Annotated in this window: 14 protein-coding genes; 4 read left to right on the top strand and 10 right to left on the bottom strand. The window is 51.7% G+C overall.

The features are described from left to right. Positions 1–300 precede the first annotated feature (300 nt). Positions 301–1,017: an OmpA family protein gene (locus tag OB13_RS16680; RefSeq protein ID WP_461491313.1), complete on the bottom strand. Its 717-nt coding sequence runs from the start codon at positions 1,015–1,017 to the stop codon at positions 301–303. A gap of 354 nt (positions 1,018–1,371) precedes the next feature. Between OB13_RS16680 and OB13_RS16675 the strand changes: the two genes are divergently transcribed. Next, positions 1,372–2,400 (top strand): isoaspartyl peptidase/L-asparaginase family protein, encoded by a 1,029-nt coding sequence (locus tag OB13_RS16675; RefSeq protein ID WP_461491312.1) that lies wholly within the window; start codon positions 1,372–1,374, stop codon positions 2,398–2,400. Positions 2,401–2,478: 78 nt separating this feature from the next. On the opposite strand, the gene OB13_RS16670 is transcribed toward OB13_RS16675, so the two are convergent. Then, positions 2,479–2,844, bottom strand: a complete 366-nt coding sequence (locus tag OB13_RS16670; protein ID WP_461491311.1) for a SpoIIAA family protein — start codon at positions 2,842–2,844, stop codon at positions 2,479–2,481. Between the two features lie 94 nt (positions 2,845–2,938). After that, the gene (locus OB13_RS16665) at positions 2,939–3,337 is read right to left on the bottom strand and encodes a DUF5329 family protein (protein WP_461491310.1); all 399 of its coding nucleotides are present in this window, start codon (positions 3,335–3,337) and stop codon (positions 2,939–2,941) included. A 147-nt stretch (positions 3,338–3,484) separates the two neighbouring features. Between OB13_RS16665 and OB13_RS16660 the strand changes: the two genes are divergently transcribed. Beyond that, complete coding sequence (locus OB13_RS16660) at positions 3,485–5,413, top strand: hypothetical protein (protein WP_461491309.1); 1,929 nt, start codon at positions 3,485–3,487, stop codon at positions 5,411–5,413. 45 nt (positions 5,414–5,458) lie between these two features. Continuing rightward, on the top strand, positions 5,459–5,959 hold the full coding sequence (locus tag OB13_RS16655) for a DUF421 domain-containing protein (RefSeq protein WP_461491308.1): 501 nt from the start codon (positions 5,459–5,461) through the stop codon (positions 5,957–5,959). A gap of 63 nt (positions 5,960–6,022) precedes the next feature. Here the strand turns inward: OB13_RS16655 and trxA are convergent, their stop codons facing one another. From trxA to dnaE, 3 genes are all read right to left on the bottom strand, one after another. After that, positions 6,023–6,349 (bottom strand): thioredoxin, encoded by a 327-nt coding sequence (gene trxA, locus OB13_RS16650; protein WP_187067095.1) that lies wholly within the window; start codon positions 6,347–6,349, stop codon positions 6,023–6,025. A 511-nt stretch (positions 6,350–6,860) separates the two neighbouring features. After that, positions 6,861–7,283 carry a transposase gene (locus tag OB13_RS16645; RefSeq protein WP_461491307.1) on the bottom strand — a complete coding sequence of 141 codons (423 nt, stop codon included), beginning with the start codon at positions 7,281–7,283 and terminating at the stop codon, positions 6,861–6,863. A 271-nt stretch (positions 7,284–7,554) separates the two neighbouring features. Beyond that, on the bottom strand, positions 7,555–11,178 hold the full coding sequence (dnaE, locus tag OB13_RS16640; protein WP_461491306.1) for a DNA polymerase III subunit alpha: 3,624 nt from the start codon (positions 11,176–11,178) through the stop codon (positions 7,555–7,557). Positions 11,179–11,580: 402 nt separating this feature from the next. Between dnaE and OB13_RS16635 the strand changes: the two genes are divergently transcribed. After that, complete coding sequence (locus OB13_RS16635) at positions 11,581–12,912, top strand: MFS transporter (RefSeq protein WP_461491305.1); 1,332 nt, start codon at positions 11,581–11,583, stop codon at positions 12,910–12,912. A gap of 90 nt (positions 12,913–13,002) precedes the next feature. Here OB13_RS16635 and OB13_RS16630 read toward each other — a convergent pair whose 3' ends face one another. The 4 genes from OB13_RS16630 to OB13_RS16615 all read right to left on the bottom strand — a co-directional run. Beyond that, on the bottom strand, positions 13,003–15,381 hold the full coding sequence (locus OB13_RS16630; protein ID WP_461491304.1) for a LysM peptidoglycan-binding domain-containing protein: 2,379 nt from the start codon (positions 15,379–15,381) through the stop codon (positions 13,003–13,005). 301 nt (positions 15,382–15,682) lie between these two features. Then, positions 15,683–16,327: an O-methyltransferase gene (locus OB13_RS16625; protein ID WP_461491303.1), complete on the bottom strand. Its 645-nt coding sequence runs from the start codon at positions 16,325–16,327 to the stop codon at positions 15,683–15,685. A 70-nt stretch (positions 16,328–16,397) separates the two neighbouring features. Beyond that, on the bottom strand, positions 16,398–17,630 hold the full coding sequence (locus tag OB13_RS16620) for a M16 family metallopeptidase (protein ID WP_461491302.1): 1,233 nt from the start codon (positions 17,628–17,630) through the stop codon (positions 16,398–16,400). A 105-nt stretch (positions 17,631–17,735) separates the two neighbouring features. Further along, a partial coding sequence (locus tag OB13_RS16615; protein ID WP_461491301.1) for a hypothetical protein occupies positions 17,736–18,352 on the bottom strand: 617 nt, incomplete at its 5' end.

Raw genomic sequence — 18,352 nt, 5'->3', positions numbered from 1 at the left:
AGCTTATTCCAGAGTATAGGTATAGGTATAGGTATAGCTAGAGCCAGGTGCGCAACTGACGATTTTTTGTTCGAGCGTTCAGCGAGTTCAAAAGCGTCTTGATTCTTTTGCTTACTTTTCTCATCAAGGAGAAAAGTGAGGCCCCGCCGGCCAGGCGAAGCAATGCAACAACGTCAGGTTGAAGGAGCAAAAGCCACAGCTACGCAGCAGGTATAGGTATAGGAATTCAGGCAAGGTATACCAACACAAAAGGCCGGCATTCTGCGCTAGAATGCCGGCCTTTCAGGTATAAGCTACGGATTACTTCTGAGACTGAATACCCAGGATCTTGTAGATCTCGGTGAAGTCCGGTGTCAGGATAATTTCCGTACGACGGTTTTTAGCTTTTGAGGCAGCGGATCGACCTGTATCAACAGGCTGAAAAAACGCGCGTCCTGCTGGGGTAACCCGGTCAGGAGACAGGCCACGCTGCGTCATCAGGCGGGTGATCTCCGTCGCGCGTAGCACGCTCAGGTCCCAGTTATCGGCTATGTTTTTGGTGCCGGCCAGTACTTCCACGTCATCGGTGTGGCCTTCTACCATCACGCCCACGCTCTGGTTTTTCTTGAGTACATCAACCAGTTGGTCGAGCGCCTGCTTGCCGGTAGAGTTCACCTTCGTGCTGCCGGTCGCAAAAAGCAGTTTGTCAGACATCGACACATAAACTTTGCCGTCTTTGATATTTACGCTCAGGTCGCCCTGGTTAAAGCCGGAAAGTGCCGCGTTTACTTCATTGCGCAGGTCGTCGAGTATCTTCTTCTGCTCATTCATAGCGCGCTCAAGCTCCGTCAGCTTCTGCTCACGCTCTTTCAGCGTGTTGGTCAGCTCGTTTACTTTGTCGCGGCTTGCGGATTGCTCACGCTCCAGGGCTTCTTTGCTTGCTTTCAGTTCATCGTATTTTTTGGAAGAAACGCAGGAAGCGAGCAGCGTTGTGCACAGAAGCACGGAGAGGGAGGCTTTAACAAAATTGAATTTCATCTGGCTAAAAATTGGTTGCAAAATAGTGAAAATGGATCGAATTGCTTTTACTAAGACAAATATGGTACAGAACGAAATATGAAACAATCATTGTATAGTTTATATCATAAATATCGTCAAAGCTATATGTACCAAAGCAAATATTGTGCAGGAAATATAGTCGGAGAAGCTTTTCCGGTTTCGTTCACCCGCTCTGGCAGGTATAGCAGCCCGGCTATACCTGCCAGAGCAGTATAACCTGGATACTTCAGTTTGTTATACCTGGTGCAGCAGGCTGGGGGCCTGTTTCGGTTTTGTCCTGAAATACAGTAATTTTAAGTCTGAACTTCACTTATACCTACGCATACCTATCCCATGAAAAAACAACTCTACTTCAGCTGCATTTTTCTATTGCTAAGCCTTGTGAGCTTTGCACAGCAAAAGCAGGATTTCTCTAAAATTACCCTCGTGATCCACGGGGGAGCCGGAACCATTACGCGGGAAAATATGACGCCCGATAAGGAGAAAGCCTACAAAGAAGTGCTCAACCAGGCGCTGGAAACCGGTTACGCCATCCTCCAGAAAGGAGGCTCCAGCCTGGATGCGGTGGAGGCAACGGTGCGCGTTATGGAAGATTCGCCGCTCTTCAATGCGGGCAAAGGGGCCGTCTTCACCCACGAAGGCAAGAATGAAATGGATGCGGCCATCATGGACGGCAGGACGCGCAACGCCGGCGCCATCGCCAGCGTGACCATCATCCGCAACCCGATCACGGCAGCCCGTGCTGTAATGGAGAAATCAGAACACGTGATGATGATCGGATCAGGCGCTGAAAAATTTGCCACCGAGAAAGGTATAGAGATCGTCGATCCGTCTTATTTTCATACCGAGACGCGCTATCAGCAGCTTCAGAAGTTAAAGGATAAAGAGAAAACAGAACTGGACCACAGCGGCTCTGGCAGCAACGAAAAGATCTTTATAGAAGGCAACAAGTTTGGGACAGTAGGAGCCGTAGCGCTCGACGCCAACGGAAACCTGGCTGCTGCCACCTCAACCGGTGGTATGACCAACAAGCGCTACGGCCGGGTAGGGGATGTGCCCATCATTGGGGCCGGCACCTTTGCTGATAACGCCACCTGTGCCGTGTCAGCCACAGGCCACGGCGAATACTTTATCCGCTCGGTAGTAGCCCACGACATAGCCGCTCTGATGGAATACAAGCAATACTCCGTGAAGAAGGCAGCCGATGAGGTGGTGATGAAAAAGCTGGTAGAACGGGGAGGTGTAGGCGGCGTGATCGCCCTCGACCGGGAGGGAAATTTTGCCATGCCTTTTAACTCTGCCGGCATGTACCGGGGCTATATCAAAAATGGGAAAAAGGAAGTGGCGATCTACAAAAACTAACCTGTGCTACCCAAAAAGAGCGGCGGACCCCGAAGGATCCGCCGCTCTTTTTTTATTAATCGTAAATGATCGTCGCTGCTATTCTTCTTTAGACTTCACCCAGTCCAGCGCCTGGTCCCGGTTGATGAACCCGAAATACCGGACCTTGGCCGATGTGGAGGGCGAGGCCATAACGGTTAACCAGTCCAGCCACTTCTGGTCTCCCACAATGGCTGCCTTGCTGAAGTCCGATGCATGTCTGAAATCAAACTTCAGGTCTTCCCACAGTGCCCGCAACGACAGGTCTTCCGTATCCTGGAGCTCTGCATACACGCTTATCTTGCCATACTGTTTTATTTTCTCTTCCAGAATAGGGAGCATCACGTCGTAGTCGCTCTTGTCTACGTTTCCGGTAAGACGAAAGGCCACCAGTTCGTCCTTCGACTCTTCTAATAACTCTAGCATGGCAAAGTGTTTTGTTCTTGGTACGTAACGCCACTTTGCTGCGTTCAGGTATAGTGTATTGATTTAAGTGTATTTATACCCTGTATTGTACTATTTAATTTGTGCTGCCTAGTATGCGTTGTAACTCTCCCAGGAGAACTTCCCGGGTCGGGAGCAGCTTGCCGTCCGAAAAGCGGATGGTATAGGGTGTTCCGGAAGAGGACTCGGACGCCAGCTTGAGGATGAAGTTTTCGGCTGTCTTCACCTGCGCAGCGTGTTTCTGCCACTTCGACTGCAGGTGGCTGGCAGCCTGCTCAGGCTTATATTCGCTGTTGTTGCGGATAAAAGTTGCTCCCTCCAGCGTCCGGAGGTAGGTGATCAGCAGGTCCACCTTGGTCTCTTCGGATAGGGTGCCGGTAGTGGTGGTGGCAGGCAGGGTGTCTTGTGCCGCCGCCTCCTGGATCGTACCTTGCCACAGGGTAAAGGCAAGTGCGAAAAATAGAATTTTATTCATAGTTTTGTACTTCTTTTTTTGTGAAAAAATCTTCAGCCAGCGGCCTAATTAGTAGCCATCTGAACGCACTTATTTTGAAGCTCAAACGTTTAGGTCAAAGCTAAAGTTATACCTGTTATGCCGCTAAACCGGCACGAAACATACTGCATGAAAACACTGTTATCTCTTTTACTTATGATACTGCTGGTCTGTCAGCAGGCGCTTGCTCAACAGAACATCGAGACACGGCTGGGCTATAGCTACAACGATAAATTTGAATTTTCGGATGAGTGGCAATATCTGTCCACGGACATTTACCTGTTTAATGGCGGGAAATTTAACCGGGTGCTGAACGAGCTCGGGAAAGGCGCTTCCAAGAAAGACAAGAAACGCTATGCCTATGAGCTGGAGTATCTCTTCATTACGGCCCAGCTCAAAAACCTAAAACTGTTCGGCAATGATGAGATCGTTTATCCCCTCTACAACTTCTACATCAACAAGGATAAGGCCGATTACCATACCCAGGTGAGCGACCACCTGGAAGTGGTGCGCATCATTGATAAAATGCCCCTCACCTCGGCCCAGAACAGCATCGATGCCGCCATCAATGCCAAAGCCGTAACGAATGAAGACGGTGATCAGGTATTTAACCTGGTGGCAAACCAACTCATGAGCCTCTCGCGCCTGAGCAACCCGTCGCTGGCTGTCATGTCGCTGGTAGGCGAATTCGGTAACCTGCTCAGCTCCCGCACCAACAAGAAAGAGTATAAGTTCAGCTCCACGATCCGCCTCTACGAAGGGCAGGACTTTGACACGCGCCTGCACTCGGTCAAGGTGTATGTATTTGTGCCGGGTGAGATCCGTACTGTAGCCATCAAGCCGGTCCGGCTGGCCGACTACCTGACAAAGAACCCTAACAAACTGGACCGCAAGCAGCTCGAGGACGCGATCGGGTACAAGGACTATCCCTACATCGTGGTAGCCAACTACAAATCGCTCTACAAGGTGGATGTGCTGACGGGCGATGAGGTCACGCTGGACCTGATCGAGAAGCGGAAGCAGAAGATACAGGCAGCCTACGACTCCAAGCTGATGAACGATGAGACGTACCGGCAGGAAAAGCTATACGTTGAGTTCCTGCGCATTTTTGCCGAGATGAAGCAGAACCTGAACGCCTACCGCCTGAATTACCGCAACAACAGCCCCGAGATCAATGCCAAGAACCTGTTTGGTATTATCCAGGAGTATAAGCGCCTGAAAACGGCCTATGATGCCCGTGAACAGGAGTTTGAAAAGAACACGACCTATAAGAATATCTTTAAGACAGAGTATGAAGCCATCCTGGCAAATGCCGACCTATACCTGGATGCCGATCATAACCTGAAGAATGGCAAGGTGCTGGTGAGTACGCTGCGGGAGCTGGAAAACAACCCGAAGGCGTGGGATACCCCGGTCAAGCGGGAAGCAGCGCTGGCTAAACTGTCGGCCGTGGAACTCCCCCGGGCCGAATACCTGTCAGCGTCTGTAGAAGGGGAGGCCATCGTGCGCCTCACCAAAAAGCTGGAGGACATGCAGTACCGGGAAGTATTTGAGAAGGAAGTCAAGAAACTGGCCGATGTACAGGCATCCGACGAGACCCTGCCGGTGCGGAATGCCTTGCAGGACAAAGCCAATAGCAGCAACTGCCTGAGCTGCCGCGACAAGGTAAAGGATGCGGTAAATGAGTACAATAAGCGCTATGAAAGTTTCCGGTTGCGGGAGGAAGTTCACCAGACTGGCAAGCTCAAAAGCGCTGCGGAGCAACTGGTGCTGCAGCATCTGCGTTGGCAGCTGTGTTTCGACACCAACCTGCAGGCAACTGCCGTGGCCAGTACCGACAGCGCAATGGACCCATACTACACCAAACTCAGCGAAAGGAGCAGCTCGTTTGCGGCTGGTATCAAAGCGCTGGACCAACTGGCAAAACATGAGCCTGAGATAGCCAACCTGTCCAACGTGCAGGAATACAACAAGCGCCTGAAAGGCCTGATGCTGGAGGTGGAGCAGAACTATACAACGCTTTGCCAAACGGATAAGAAACTCTGCGACTGCCCGTAATCCTGTCAAGAACATTCCCGTTGCTTCACCCGTTGGAAGCAGCATATGGATGACTTTTTCAACCTGGCATTCGGAATAGGAGAACAGACGCTCACCTGGTGGCAAATGTCGATCCGGGCGGTGGTGGTCTTCATTGCCGCTTTAATGATCATGCGGATTGGCAGCAAGCGCATTTTTGGCAAGCATACGGCCTTCGATATTGTGCTGGGCATCATGTATGGCTCTATTCTGAGCCGCGCCATTACCGGCAACTCTCCTTTCTGGCCTACGCTCTGTGCGGCCCTGGTGCTGGTGCTGCTACACCGGTTCCTGGCTTTCCTGGCTTACAGCACCTCAGGTCCCTTCGGCAATCTTATAAAGGGCCGTCCTGTCATGCTGGTCAAGAAAGGCAAACTGGTGGAAGAAGAGCTGAAGAAAAACAGTCTGACAGAGAATGACCTGGAAGAAGCCATGCGGATCGGAGGGGTGACAAGTGTAGAGGAGATCGAATCTGCCTGCTTGGAGCGCAGTGGCGATATCACGATCATCAAGAAAAAACAGCCGTAATAGGGCAAAAAAAGAAGCCTCTCCTGAATGGGAGAGGCTTCTTTTTTTGCCCTATTGGGTTACTTACGCCATCTGTGCGTCCAGCTTCTGAGAAAGTATATTCTTCGGAACAGCACCTACCTGCTTGTCGACTACTTCACCGTTCTTGAAAACAAGCAGTGTCGGGATGCTGCGGATACCGAACTTAGCAGAAGTCTGCGGGTTGGCGTCTACGTCCACTTTGCCGATAACGGCTTTGCCTTCGTACTCGCCCGCCAGTTCTTCCACGATCGGTCCTACCATGCGGCAAGGTCCGCACCATTCTGCCCAAAAGTCTACCAGTACTGGTTTATCTGAATTGATGATCTCATCAAAATTAGCGTCAGTGATCTCTATTGCTTTGTTAGCCATAACTTTAACGTTTTGTTGGTTAAATTCTGTGTATTAAATATAGTAACAATAATAAGTTTGTCAAATTTAAGCCCAAACTACTATTAGCTGACAAGCTGTCTTATTTCCAAAACTGCTTACCATAAATTAAGAACTTATACTTACGTCATCCTGAGCGGTAAGGTATATTATTTGTATAAACAAATGTCGCAGGTTTTAGTTTCAAATGCAAGCGGGAGGGATAGGTATAGCCTTTACGAACTGCTATAGCCGTTTCTGCTGTGGCAATCCATCGTAACCCTAAAGGCCATTATGCTGAAGCAGATATCTTGATGCAAACATGAGCTTCAGCGGATTAGGGTATCGCCCAATAACGTGACCTTATACGCGACACCTGTTCGGGATGAAAATCAATCCAGGAAGTCTACTTTTAGGAGGCCTGCCATACCTGCGTAAATCCTGGCAGAGCTATAGGAGTAGTGTTCGGGTTCATCCACCCATTCCGCCCGCACCGGGTTCTGATGAATGTACTCTAGTTTTGATCTATAAAGGAGTTGCTTAAAAGCTCTTTTGCTTCATTACCATCCTGCCATACCTTGTAGTGCCGTACGTTGGTACTCAGATGCGCATTAAATTCGAAGCGGTGCAACAGCCATTGCCTGCGGCTTTCCGGTTCCTCCTGTATAATAGCCACAATTTTCCGGCTTGTGAATTGTTTAAAATCTCTGAGGATGTCTGATAAGTTTCTATCTTCTTCAGCAGCAGCAATCAGGTGCATGTGGTTGCTCATTAGCACCCAAGCGTATAGTTTTAAACCTTTCTTCTCCTGGCAGAACTTCAGAGCATCGACTATAATGTGTTTGTAAACTGGCCTTGTAAAGATATCCACCCAGTCTACTACCGTCATGGTTAGAAAGTATAGTCCACCGGGTACAATTCTGTTTTTGAGTCCCATGCAGGGCTATACCTGATAAGAATGTTTGCTGTTTCGGATTTCTTAATCCGAAACGAATACTGAAGCGGACTTCCTAATCCGCGTGTATAGAAATACGGGGATTAGGAAATCCCCAACAGCCGGCTTTCGGACTGGGAAGTCCGAAAGAGCAAAAACTCAAATTTCAATAAAACAGAAAAGGTACACCACTACCGCAGCATACCTTTTCTATACCTAAAGAAGAAGGAAAGATTCATTTCCAAATCTTCTAATCTCCAAATTTTAAAATCTGTTAGATCAACTTACACTCACCCAGTCCCAAGTCCTTGATCTGAGAGAGCAACAGCTTCGGATCAATTCTGTACTTACGCGAGTAGGTGGGCAGCACCAGCTTTTCGTCGGGTACATGCAGCGTGATCTCCAGGCGCTTCTGGCCCGGACTGGTTACGATGGCCTCCTCCAGCGCCTCCGCCAGGTTGGGCGTAAAGAGCTGCAGGTTGATGTTGAGGTGCACGCCCTGTGCCATTTTGTCCATCACATCCCCAAGCAATTGTATGTTCATGGGCTTGAGCTCCCACTGGTCTTCGGTGCGGTAGCGCAGCTGTACCTTGCCCCGGATGAACAGGTATAGCCCTGTCTTGAGGTAAGGAGAGAACTTTACATAATCTTCCCCAAACAGCGCCATCTGCATCGTGGAGTCATAGTCTTCGATGGAAAACAGCGCAAACGGGTTGCCGTTCTTCGCCGTCCGGATCACTACCTCCGATACCATACCGGCCACGTTGATGTCTTTGTTCTTATACCCATCAATGCTATCCAGGGAGCAGGTACAGTAGGAGTCGATCTCGAGTTTGAACTGGTCGAGCGGGTGGCCGGAGATATAAAAACCCACGACCTCTTTCTCGCGGCGCAGCATTTCGGCCTGCGTCCAGGGCGTTACTTCCGGTATTTTCGGCAGAGGAGCGGCCACGGCAGCGCCACCGCCAAACAAGGACTGCTGCGCGGCCTGCTGCTCAGCCTGGTAGCTGTTGCCGTAGCGCACGGCTTTTTCCAGTATGCTGATGTTTTCGCCTTCCGGTATTTCCAGCAGCTGTGCCCGGTGGTAGAGTCCCCACGAGTCGAATGCACCGGCCAGGGCCATGCTCTCGAAGGTCTTTTTGTTCACGGCACGCAGGTTGATGCGCTTCGAGAAATCGAAGATGTCCTGGTAGAGGCCATTTTTCTCGCGTTCAGTGATGATAGCATCCACCGCTGCTTCACCCGTACCTTTGATGGCTCCCAGGCCAAAGCGGATCTGCCCTTGCTCGTTCACATTGAACTTCAGGATCGATTCGTTCACGTCCGGACCCAACACAGCCACGCCTTGCTTGCGGGCTTCTTCGATGAAGAACGTCACCTTCTTGATGTCGTTCATGTTGTTGGTCAGCACGGCAGCCATGTACTCGGCAGGGTAGTGGGCCTTCAGGTAGCCGGTCTGGTACGCCACCACAGAGTAGGCGGCGGAGTGAGAGCGGTTGAAGCCGTACTGAGCAAACTTCTCCATCACGTCGAACACCTCCGAAGCCTTCTTTGCCGGGATCTTGTGCATTTCATGTGCACCGGCGATGAACTTCTCGCGTTCCTCGGCCATCTTTTTCATGTCCTTCTTACCCATGGCTCGGCGCAGCAAATCGGCTCCACCCAGTGAGTAACCGGCCAGAATCTGGGCCGTCTGCATGATCTGCTCCTGGTACACCATGATGCCGTAGGAGTAGTTCAGAATCGGCTCGAGCAGCTCATGCGGGTATTCTACCTCTTCCCGTCCGTGCTTCCGGTTGATGAAGTTCGGGATGAACTGCATCGGGCCCGGGCGGTAGAGGGCGTTCATCGCGATCAGGTCTTCAATGTTGGTCGGCTGCAGGTCTTTGAGGTACATGCGCATGCCTTCCGACTCAAACTGGAACGTACCGATGGTATCGCCTCGCTGGTAAAGGGCGTAAGTTTTCTCGTCGTCCAGCGGAATGTCGTCAATGTCAATCTTGACGCCGTGATTCCGCTCGATGAGCTCCATGGCATCCTTGAGTACGGTCAGCGTCTTCAGACCCAGGAAGTCCATCTTCAGCATGCCGGCACTCTCCACCACCTTGCCATCGAACTGCGTGATGAGCAGGTCGGAGTCTTTGGAAGTGGAAACAGGTATGTAATCCGTTAAGTCATCCGGGGCGATGATCACACCCGCCGCGTGTATACCTGTGTTGCGAATGGAGCCCTCCAGCTTCTCAGCCAGGCGAAGGGTTTGGCCCCTGTGGTCATTGCCTTCGCGTATAGCCGCCAGTTCCAGGTTCTCGATGAAGGCTTTTGCCAGGGTTGTGCCCGGTGCCTCTGGTACCATCTTGGCCAGTTCGTTGGCCTCGGCCAGCGGCAGACTTGTTGAGCGGGCCACATCTTTGATAGCCGACTTGGCCGCCATTGTACCGAATGTGATGATCTGCGCTACCTGGTTTTTGCCATACTTGTCCACCACGTAGTCGATCACGCGCTGGCGGTTCACGTCGTCAAAGTCGATGTCAATATCGGGCATGGACACACGCTCCGGGTTCAGGAATCGCTCAAAGAGCAGGCTATACTTGATCGGGTCGATGTTGGTGATGCCCACGCAGTAGGCTACGGCTGAACCGGCAGCCGAACCACGGCCCGGGCCAACGGCCACCCCCATGTCGCGGCCGCGGTTGATGAAGTCCTGCACGATCAGGAAATAGCCGGCAAACCCCATGGTCTGGATGATGCGCAGTTCGTAGTCGAGGCGCTCCTGCACCTCCTCCGTCATTTCGGAATAGCGCTTGGCAGCCCCCACAAAAGTCAGGTGGCGCAGGTATTCGTCGGCGTTGGCAAACTCAGGCGGCAGCGGGAAGTTGGGCAGCAGGATGTCGCGCTTGAGCACCGGCGGCGTTATTTTGTCAACGATCTCGTTGGTGTTATCCACCGCCTCCGGCACATCCTTAAACAGCTGGTTCATCTCGGCCTGCGACTTGAAATAAAACTGGTCGTTGGGGAAGCCGAAACGGGTCCTGGGACCAGCCTCTTCGATGCGGTTGAGCATTTGGCGGATGTTCTGGCTGTTGCCATACTTGTTGCGCACATTGTCCACCGTGTCGTAGATCACCTTCTGGTCATCTGACAAAAAGCGGTAATAACGTGTCTGGAAGTCGCCTACCGGGGTGCTCTGGTCCTCGCCGGTGTTCACGCAAAGGAGAATGTCGTGCGCGTTCCAGTCGTCCTGCTCCACGTAGTGGGAGTCGTTGGTGCAGATCACCTTTACGTTGTATTTCTTCGCCCACTTGAGCAGCACCTGGTTGATGTCTTCCTGGCTCTTGCCGGTGCCATCGATGTTCTGCAGGCCATGGCGCTGTATTTCAATATAGTAATCCTCGCCAAAGAGGTCGAGCCACCACTTGAATATCTCTTCTGCTTCTTCCTCCGTTTTCCAGAGGATCGCCTGCGGCACTTCGGCGCCGATGCAGCAGCTGGTCGCGATCAGGCCTTTGTGATACTTCACCAGCAGCTCCTTGTCGATGCGCGGCCACTTGCTGTACACACCTTCTATATAAGACAGCGAGCATAGCTTGGAGAGGTTCTTATACCCGTCCTGGTCCTTGGCCAGCAGCAGCTGGTGGTGGCGAACGTCTTTCTGCTCTTTGCTGAACGTCTTCTGATGCCGGTCTAGGGTCAGGTAAAATTCGCAGCCCACAATTGGCTTCACGTTATACTTGTTGGCCTCTGCTACAAAGTTGAAAGCACCGAACATGTTGCCGTGGTCGGTCATAGCGATGGCAGGCATGCCATCGGCCTGCGCCTTCTTCATGAGGGCACTGATGCTGGCAGCACCGTCCAGCAGAGAGTACTGGGTGTGGGAGTGTAAATGCGAAAAAACAGGCATTTGGGGAATTAAGAATTAGAAATTAAGAATTAACAATGACTTTAAAACTGAGAAATAATTTCCAGCTGGTCTTCCACCAAATTAATTTTAGAAACATTAAAAAACTTTCTGAATCAAGGAAATCAGACTTGCCTTTCATTCCTAATTCTTAATTTCTAATTCTTAATTCGGCAGAGCCTTGGGTCATGTTCGGGATGTTAAAATTACGAAAAATCGGGCGGCTACCCAAACGAAAAGCAACCAGGAGTACAACAAATAAGCTGCGCAAAATGTCTCCGCTTCTCCATCCTGATTTGCTTTAATTGCAAGGTATAGGCAGGCAGGCGCAGCGGTCTTTATAACTTAGGGGTTGACATAACTCGTAAGGAGTAGGTTGAAGGATACAGGAATTACACACCAAGCATGGAAGCAGTGGATAATAAGCCGGGTAAATTAGGAGGGATGTTCAGGGCCTTGCATTACCGCAACTACAGGCTCTTTTTTGTGGGGCAGGGCATTTCGCTCATTGGTACCTGGATGCAGCAGATTGCGCTGAGCTGGCTGGTATACCGTCTCACCGATTCGGTTTTTCTGCTCGGGGCCGTTACCTTTTCCAGCCAGATCCCTTCTTTTATACTGGGCCCGTTTGCAGGCGTCATTGCCGATAGGTTTGAGCGGCGGAAAGTACTGTTGGTAACGCAGGGGCTCTCCATGTTACAGGCTTCCACGTTGGCCGTTTTGGTGCTGACAGAAACGATCCAGATATGGCACGTGCTGACACTGAGTGCGGTGCTCGGGACCATTAATGCTTTTGATATGGCTACCCGGCAGGCGTTTGTGGTGCAGATGGTAGACCAGCGCGAGGACCTGAGCAATGCGATAGCCCTGAATTCTTCGATGTTCAACATGGCGCGGCTGGTCGGACCGTCTATTGCCGGGGTGCTGATCGCGGCAGTAGGAGAGGGCATGTGTATCCTGATCAATGCCGTGAGCTATATTGCCGTGATCTCCTCGCTGCTGCTCATGCGCCTGAAGCCGTTTGAGCGGGTGGTGACGGATCGCAAGGTATGGCAATCGCTGCAGGAGGGCTTGGCTTATACCTACAATTTTGCGCCCATCCGGGCGCTCATTTTGATTGTAGCGCTGATCAGTTTATTCGGGATGCCCTTCAGCGTGATGCTGCCCGTGTTTGCCCGCGACATCCTGCACGGCGATGCCAATACCCTGGGCTTCCTGATGGGCGCCACAGGGGTAGGGGCACTGGCAGGAGCCATGTTTCTGGCGCAGCGCAAATCGGTGGTTGGATTGGGCAGAGTGATCCTTTTTACCATGCCGTTATTTGGGGTGGCGCTTTTGGCCTTCTCTTTTTCCACGGTGCTGTTTGTCTCCTTGCTGCTCATGTTGTTTGTGGGATTCGGAATGATCGTGACCATGGCATCGTGCAATACCTTGCTGCAGACCCTTGTGGAGGATGACAAGCGCGGCCGCGTGATGAGTTTGTATGCAACAGCTTTCATGGGTATGGCGCCTATCGGAAGTATGCTTTCGAGCTCGCTGGCAGAAATAATTGGCGTAAGCTATACCTTGGCTGGCTGCGGGCTGCTGTGTGCCCTAAGCGCCATCCCGTTTGCCCTGCAAAGGACGCGCCTGCGGCGGATGGTGCAACCAATTTACGAACGGTTAGGCATTGTTCCGGAAATAGCCAGGGGGTTGCAGGTTGCCTCCAATCTTACCGCCCCGTCTCAGGAAAAGTAAGCAGAAGATGCCAGACAAAGTCTATGAAAAAAGAACAGGCCTGCACGAGTGCAGGCCTGTTCTAAGAATCTTTTATCTAACGTCTAGGTTCTAGCGTCTTTTAATAAGCAGTTTTTCGCCGGGCTTCACATTGAAATCAGATTTGTTGTTCCACTCCATAATGTCTTTGATCGTAGCGTCATACTTGCGGGAGATCTGGTACATGCTTTCGCCTGTTGCTACAGTGTGGTAGGTGCTGGCACCGTTGATACTCTCTGTTGGTGTTTCCTGTGGAACGGAGGTAGCAGAAGATGTTCCCCCTGGAGGCGCTGTTAAACGCAGCTGCTGCCCGATGGAGAGCGCATCTGCTTGCAGGTCGTTCCAGTCGCGCAGTTCTGCCACCGTCACATTATACTTCCTGGAAATCTGGAAAAGCGTTTCGCCAGCTCCAACGGTATGCGTCCCCTCATGTGCTGCATCCTCACCGGCAGGTTCTGCTGCAGGGGCATCTGCAGGCGCAGCAGGTACTGTCAACGGTGCTGCAATGATCAGTTCCTGTCCGATCCTGAGCGGAGTTTCGCCCAGTTGGTTCCAGGTAATGATGTCGCTTACCGTTACAGCGTATAGCCTGGAGATGCTGTAAAGTGTTTCGCTCTGCTTCACCACGTGCCTGGCCGGCTTTTCGATCGGAGTCTGCGGTGCGGCTGCTACAGGCTGCTCCTTTACAGGGGAGGCGGCTTCGACGATCAGCAGTTCCGACGCTACTTCCTCTTCCTGCTCAACAACCCACTCTTCTGTTTCTGCTTCGATCTGCTGTGTTTCCGTTTGTTTGCCAGCGGCCGCTTCTGTTTTTTTGCCGGGGTATAAAACAGGCTCACTTGCTTTAGGCCCGGAAACTTTTACTTCCTCCGGCTTTGCTGCTTCTTTTGGCTGCAGGACAGGTTGCGGTTGCTGTACCGGAGGCTCAGCCACGCGAGTCTCAAAAGGATTATCTTCCTGCCCGGATGCTTCAGGTGCTTCTGCTTTTGCTATCACTACTTCTTCCTCTTGTGGTGCCGGAGCAGGAGCAGGCTGTTTTTTCAACCGGCTGAGGCTGTTCTTGAACCTTGTAAAGAAATTCTCTTTAGGAGCAGCTGGCTCGGAAGGAGTGGTTTGGGCAGAGACTGTCGCCCTGGACTGTATGGTATATTCCTGTTTGGCCACAGCCGGCGTTGAGCTTGCCTGCGTTTGTTTCAGGTCGCGTACCTCCACCGCTACTTTGGCGGGACGGCGCTTCTGCAGCCAGAGCACACGGCCCGGCACGGGCACCTCGGAGCGCTTCATGCGGTTCTTGAAGATCAGGTAGTCCATGCGCACGCCATAGTGCTGCGATATCTGCTGCATGGTTTCTCCCGGTTGCACCACATGGTATTCTTTGTCGGCGTTCAGGCGCTTGGGCTCAATATAGTAGGCCGTGCCCTCTTTTATTTTGTCGAAGTTGCGCAGGTCGTTATACCTCAGAAACTTGCGGGTGGAGATGCCGGCCTGGAGCGCCAGCTTGTCTTTGGTATCGCCTTTGCGGGCTACTACGGCATTCAGGTTGTTTTGCTTCACCAGGGCAGCGGCTGCGGTGGTTTTGCCAGCTGCCTGCCTTGCCGGAGTCAGCGTAGGCTCATTGGACGCAATCAGTGCAGGCTGTTCTACGCCATTGCGTACCGGCAACATCACATAATAGTCTTTGTCGGAAGGTATGGAACTGCCCAGCAGCCACTTGTTATACTTTTCGAGTTCGGCCGGATCTGTCTGGTGGGCAAGGGCGATATCCGCCAGGCTCTGGCCGGGCGTGGCACGCAGCTCCCGTAGCGAAACGACCGGCTGCTGGTTTTTGCCGATGAAGCTATCGTAGGCCACCTTATGCGCCAGGAAAGTCAGCAGGTAAGGGTCCGACTTTTCGGTGATGTCCATTTTCTTGCTGCCCTTGTCCGATTCCCGGGTATGGGCTTTCGCGCCTGTGTACCCATGGTAATACGACAGCAAGGTGTTGAACCAGTTGTTGTAGTAGTTGTTGCTGCGCTTAAAGTACTTGGCTGCTCCGCGGCTCGCTTCTATGATGTGCCGGCGTTCGTCCACGATGTGGTCCATCCGCAGGTTAAAGTCGGCGGCAGCCTCTTTCTTAAATTGCCAGTAACCGACCGCATTGGAGGTAGACACGGCATCTCCCCGAAGCCCGCTTTCCTGCAAAGCCAGGTATTTGAAATCGTCCGGAACTCCTTCTTCTTTAAACGTGCGCTCTATCAGGGGGAAGTATGCCTCTGCCAGCTCTACTTTCATTTGAAAGTACTTCGGGCTGCGGTGCAGGGCATCTACTTTTTTCTGAATCTCTTCCTGGGCCCTGTCGGAAATGCGAAGGTGTATATCGCCGAAATAGAGGTTGTTGGGCACCGTCACGGCCTGCGCCATGCTGAGGAGTGGCAACAGAAGGAGGAGGAGAAGAGGTAAGGATTTTCTCATAAGCGTAAGCGGTAATTAATTTGGCTGAAAAAAGGAATCAGGCTCTAGCGTCTATTGAAACAGGTGCTGATAACAGGTTAAAATATAGAGTGTTCCGTATATACAGAAACACTTGCAAAATTAACGCAATTTGCCGCTCATTCTAAAGTTTAGAACGAAGATATTTCAGATAAATTTTTTGCGGTTCGCCAATGTGTGGCGTCCGTTGCATAGGAGGAAGGTATAGGAAAGAATAAGCCTGCTGCAAAGGGGTTGAAACACAGGTATAAAAAGAAAGGCGGTATACCTGCCGCCTTTCTTTTTATTTCTTTCTGGCTACCAGCAGCCCGTCCCGCACCGGAAGCAAAATGTTCTCTACTCTTGGGTCATCGTGCACTTTCTGGTTGAAGGCCAGTAAGGCAGCTGTATCTTCGTCCAGCTTTTTGCGATACTTTTCCAGCACCTTGCCGCTCCAGAGCACATTGTCGGTTATGATGTAGCCGCCGGAGCGTACGCGGTCTATCACCAGGTCATAATACCGGGCGTTGTTGATCTTGTCGGCATCGATGAACACCAGGTCAAAAGTAGCTTCAATGGTCGGGATTATGTCAAGTGCGGGACCGATGTAGTATTTGATGCTTTCGGAGAGGCCTGCTTCTGCGATATACCCGCGCACCACACTTTCCAGCTCTTCGTTGATGTCGATGGTATGGAGCGTGCCATCTTCCTGCAGCCCCTCAGCCAGGCAGAGGGCCGAGTAACCGGTATAGGTGCCTATCTCGAGCACTTGCTTAGGTTGGATCATGTGAGAGAACATCGAGAGCAGGCGGCCCTGCAGATGACCTGACAACATGCGCGGCTTCAGCACGTTGAGGTGCGTCTGGCGGCTGACTTTGTGCAGCAGTTCTGACTCAGGTGAGGTATGCTCCTCGGCATAGCGCTGCAGGTCCTCGTCTATAAATTCCATCTTTTAATTGTTAAATGGTTGGATGGTTAAATTGCTGATTTAACAATTTAACCATTTAGCAATTTAGCCATTAACTCGGCACATAATTCAGGAAGCTCAGTTTCTCTTCCTGCAGCACATCGTTGGCGATGTCGAGCAGGTCTTTGGCTGTGGTTTCCTTGATCTGGTCAAAGATCTCGTTGAGCGTATCGATGCGGCCCTGGTCCAGTATGCTCTTGCCCATCATCATCATCAGGCCCATATTGCTTTCTTCGGCCATGGCCAACTGCCCCATCAGCTGTTCTTTGGCTGTGTGCAGTTGCAGGGAACCCAGTTGCTTTTCGCGCAGCTTCTTCAGCTCTTTCAGCACCAGTGCGGTCGTCCGCTTGAGCTGTTTCTTTTCAGTGCCGAAGTAGATGGAGAGCAGCCCTGTATCGATGTAGGTCGCGTAGTTGGCGTCGATGGTATAAACCAGCCCGTGTTTTTCGCGCACTGCCAGGTTCAGCCTGGAGTTCATGCCGGGGCCTCCCAGCAGGTTTACCAGCATAAAGAAAGGTATACGGCGCTCGTCGTTGAGGGCGTACGCCGGGCTGCCGATCACACAGTGCGCCTGCGAAATGGATTTCTCAAACGTGATCGTTTTGGGCAGGTAGTTGCTGAAGGGGGTGCGGTTGCGGGGCTTGCTGATCGTCGGTATATCGGCCAAAAATTTTTCCGCCAGCTTCAGCACTTTCTCGAAAGGCAGGTTGCTCACCGAGCAGAACACCAGCGCATCGGTGCTCAGGTTGTTGCTGATAAAGCGTTGAAAGTCCTGTTTTTTAAAGCCGGAAACACTCTCTTTGGTGCCCAGGATGTTGTTTCCCAACGGGTGTTGGTCATACACCACACTGTCAAACTCGTCCACAATGGCTTCTTCCGGGGTGTCGAGGTACATGGCCATCTCTTCCAGGATCACGCCCCGCTCTTTCTCTATTTCCTTTTCCGGGAAGATAGAGTGGAAGGTAATGTCGGTCAGCAGCTCAAACGATTTCTCGAAGTGTTTGTCCAGGACGGAGCTATAGAAGCAAAGTTTCTCCTTGGTGGTATACGCGTTCAGTTCGCCTCCTACTGACTCCAGTCTGTTGAGGATATGGAACGACTTGCGCTTGGCCGTACCCTTGAAAGCCATGTGCTCCCAGAAGTGTGCCAACCCCAGTTGCTCCGGCAGCTCGTCACGGCTGCCGATGTCCAGTATAAAGCCGCTGTGCGCGATCTTGGTGTGTTGTACTTGTTTGTGAACGACACGAATGCCGTTCGGCAATGTATGGATATGATAATCAAGCATTCAGTTCGAAATTAGCCCGCAAAGATACGGAAAATGTACCAAATTAGACCAACGAAGCAAAGGCTTGTTCTGCCACGATACCTGTGGTCTATACCCGGCCGGAACCTATTTGCCCAGGTTTCGACCGCCTACATTGATCACAAAACCAAGTGAAAACACCGAATGGCCGGCCGTAAGCGCTTTGCGGTTCCGGAGGCCGATGTTGCTGCCGCTCGTATACTGCAGCTGCACGTTCGGACTCAGGGCCAGGCGGGTATAGAAAATGGGCTCCAGGAAAATATTGGTTTCTTTTTCCTGCTCTATCCCATTGAGCCGGTGCTTGTTCAGGCTCACATAGCTGGTGCGCAGGGCAGTGCCGTAGTTGAGCGGAAACTCGTTGCCAAGCAGCTTCAGGGATTTTTTCTTTTTGGAGCTGAAGTTGACCTGAAGGAAGTACTTGCTGAAGCTAGCCTCCCGAAGGGTATAGGTTATGACACCTTCCTTTTCTTCTTTCTCGGTGCGGTCGCTGCTGCCGCTTCCGATGCCGCCGTATACCTCCAGGATCCGGTTTTGATTTGGGCCGAAAGTAGTATAATAGCCGCCTGCCGCTTCAATCAGGCTGTGTCGGAAGTCCTGCTTCCGACGCTCCCTGTTGATCATGGAGCCATTGATCATCACCGCATAGCGGTCGCTTACAGCGTAGGCCGTGTTAAACGTAATGTTGCCTTTCGGGGTAATGTGGC

The organism is Pontibacter sp. HJ8, from assembly GCF_054824225.1.
The sequence above is the reverse complement of the archived record's forward strand: the minus strand, read 5'-3'. Positions and strand labels throughout refer to the sequence as shown.

What these genes read in the sequence shown, in the direction of transcription:
- OB13_RS16680 (WP_461491313.1), bottom strand. Translation starts at nt 1,017, where the DNA reads ATGAAATTCAATTTTGTTAAAGCCTCCCTCTCCGTGCTTCTGTGCACA.
- OB13_RS16675 (WP_461491312.1), top strand. Translation starts at nt 1,372, where the DNA reads ATGAAAAAACAACTCTACTTCAGCTGCATTTTTCTATTGCTAAGCCTT.
- OB13_RS16670 (WP_461491311.1), bottom strand. Translation starts at nt 2,844, where the DNA reads ATGCTAGAGTTATTAGAAGAGTCGAAGGACGAACTGGTGGCCTTTCGT.
- OB13_RS16665 (WP_461491310.1), bottom strand. Translation starts at nt 3,337, where the DNA reads ATGAATAAAATTCTATTTTTCGCACTTGCCTTTACCCTGTGGCAAGGT.
- OB13_RS16660 (WP_461491309.1), top strand. Translation starts at nt 3,485, where the DNA reads ATGAAAACACTGTTATCTCTTTTACTTATGATACTGCTGGTCTGTCAG.
- OB13_RS16655 (WP_461491308.1), top strand. Translation starts at nt 5,459, where the DNA reads ATGGATGACTTTTTCAACCTGGCATTCGGAATAGGAGAACAGACGCTC.
- trxA (WP_187067095.1), bottom strand. Translation starts at nt 6,349, where the DNA reads ATGGCTAACAAAGCAATAGAGATCACTGACGCTAATTTTGATGAGATC.
- OB13_RS16645 (WP_461491307.1), bottom strand. Translation starts at nt 7,283, where the DNA reads ATGGGACTCAAAAACAGAATTGTACCCGGTGGACTATACTTTCTAACC.
- dnaE (WP_461491306.1), bottom strand. Translation starts at nt 11,178, where the DNA reads ATGCCTGTTTTTTCGCATTTACACTCCCACACCCAGTACTCTCTGCTG.
- OB13_RS16635 (WP_461491305.1), top strand. Translation starts at nt 11,581, where the DNA reads ATGGAAGCAGTGGATAATAAGCCGGGTAAATTAGGAGGGATGTTCAGG.
- OB13_RS16630 (WP_461491304.1), bottom strand. Translation starts at nt 15,381, where the DNA reads ATGAGAAAATCCTTACCTCTTCTCCTCCTCCTTCTGTTGCCACTCCTC.
- OB13_RS16625 (WP_461491303.1), bottom strand. Translation starts at nt 16,327, where the DNA reads ATGGAATTTATAGACGAGGACCTGCAGCGCTATGCCGAGGAGCATACC.
- OB13_RS16620 (WP_461491302.1), bottom strand. Translation starts at nt 17,630, where the DNA reads ATGCTTGATTATCATATCCATACATTGCCGAACGGCATTCGTGTCGTT.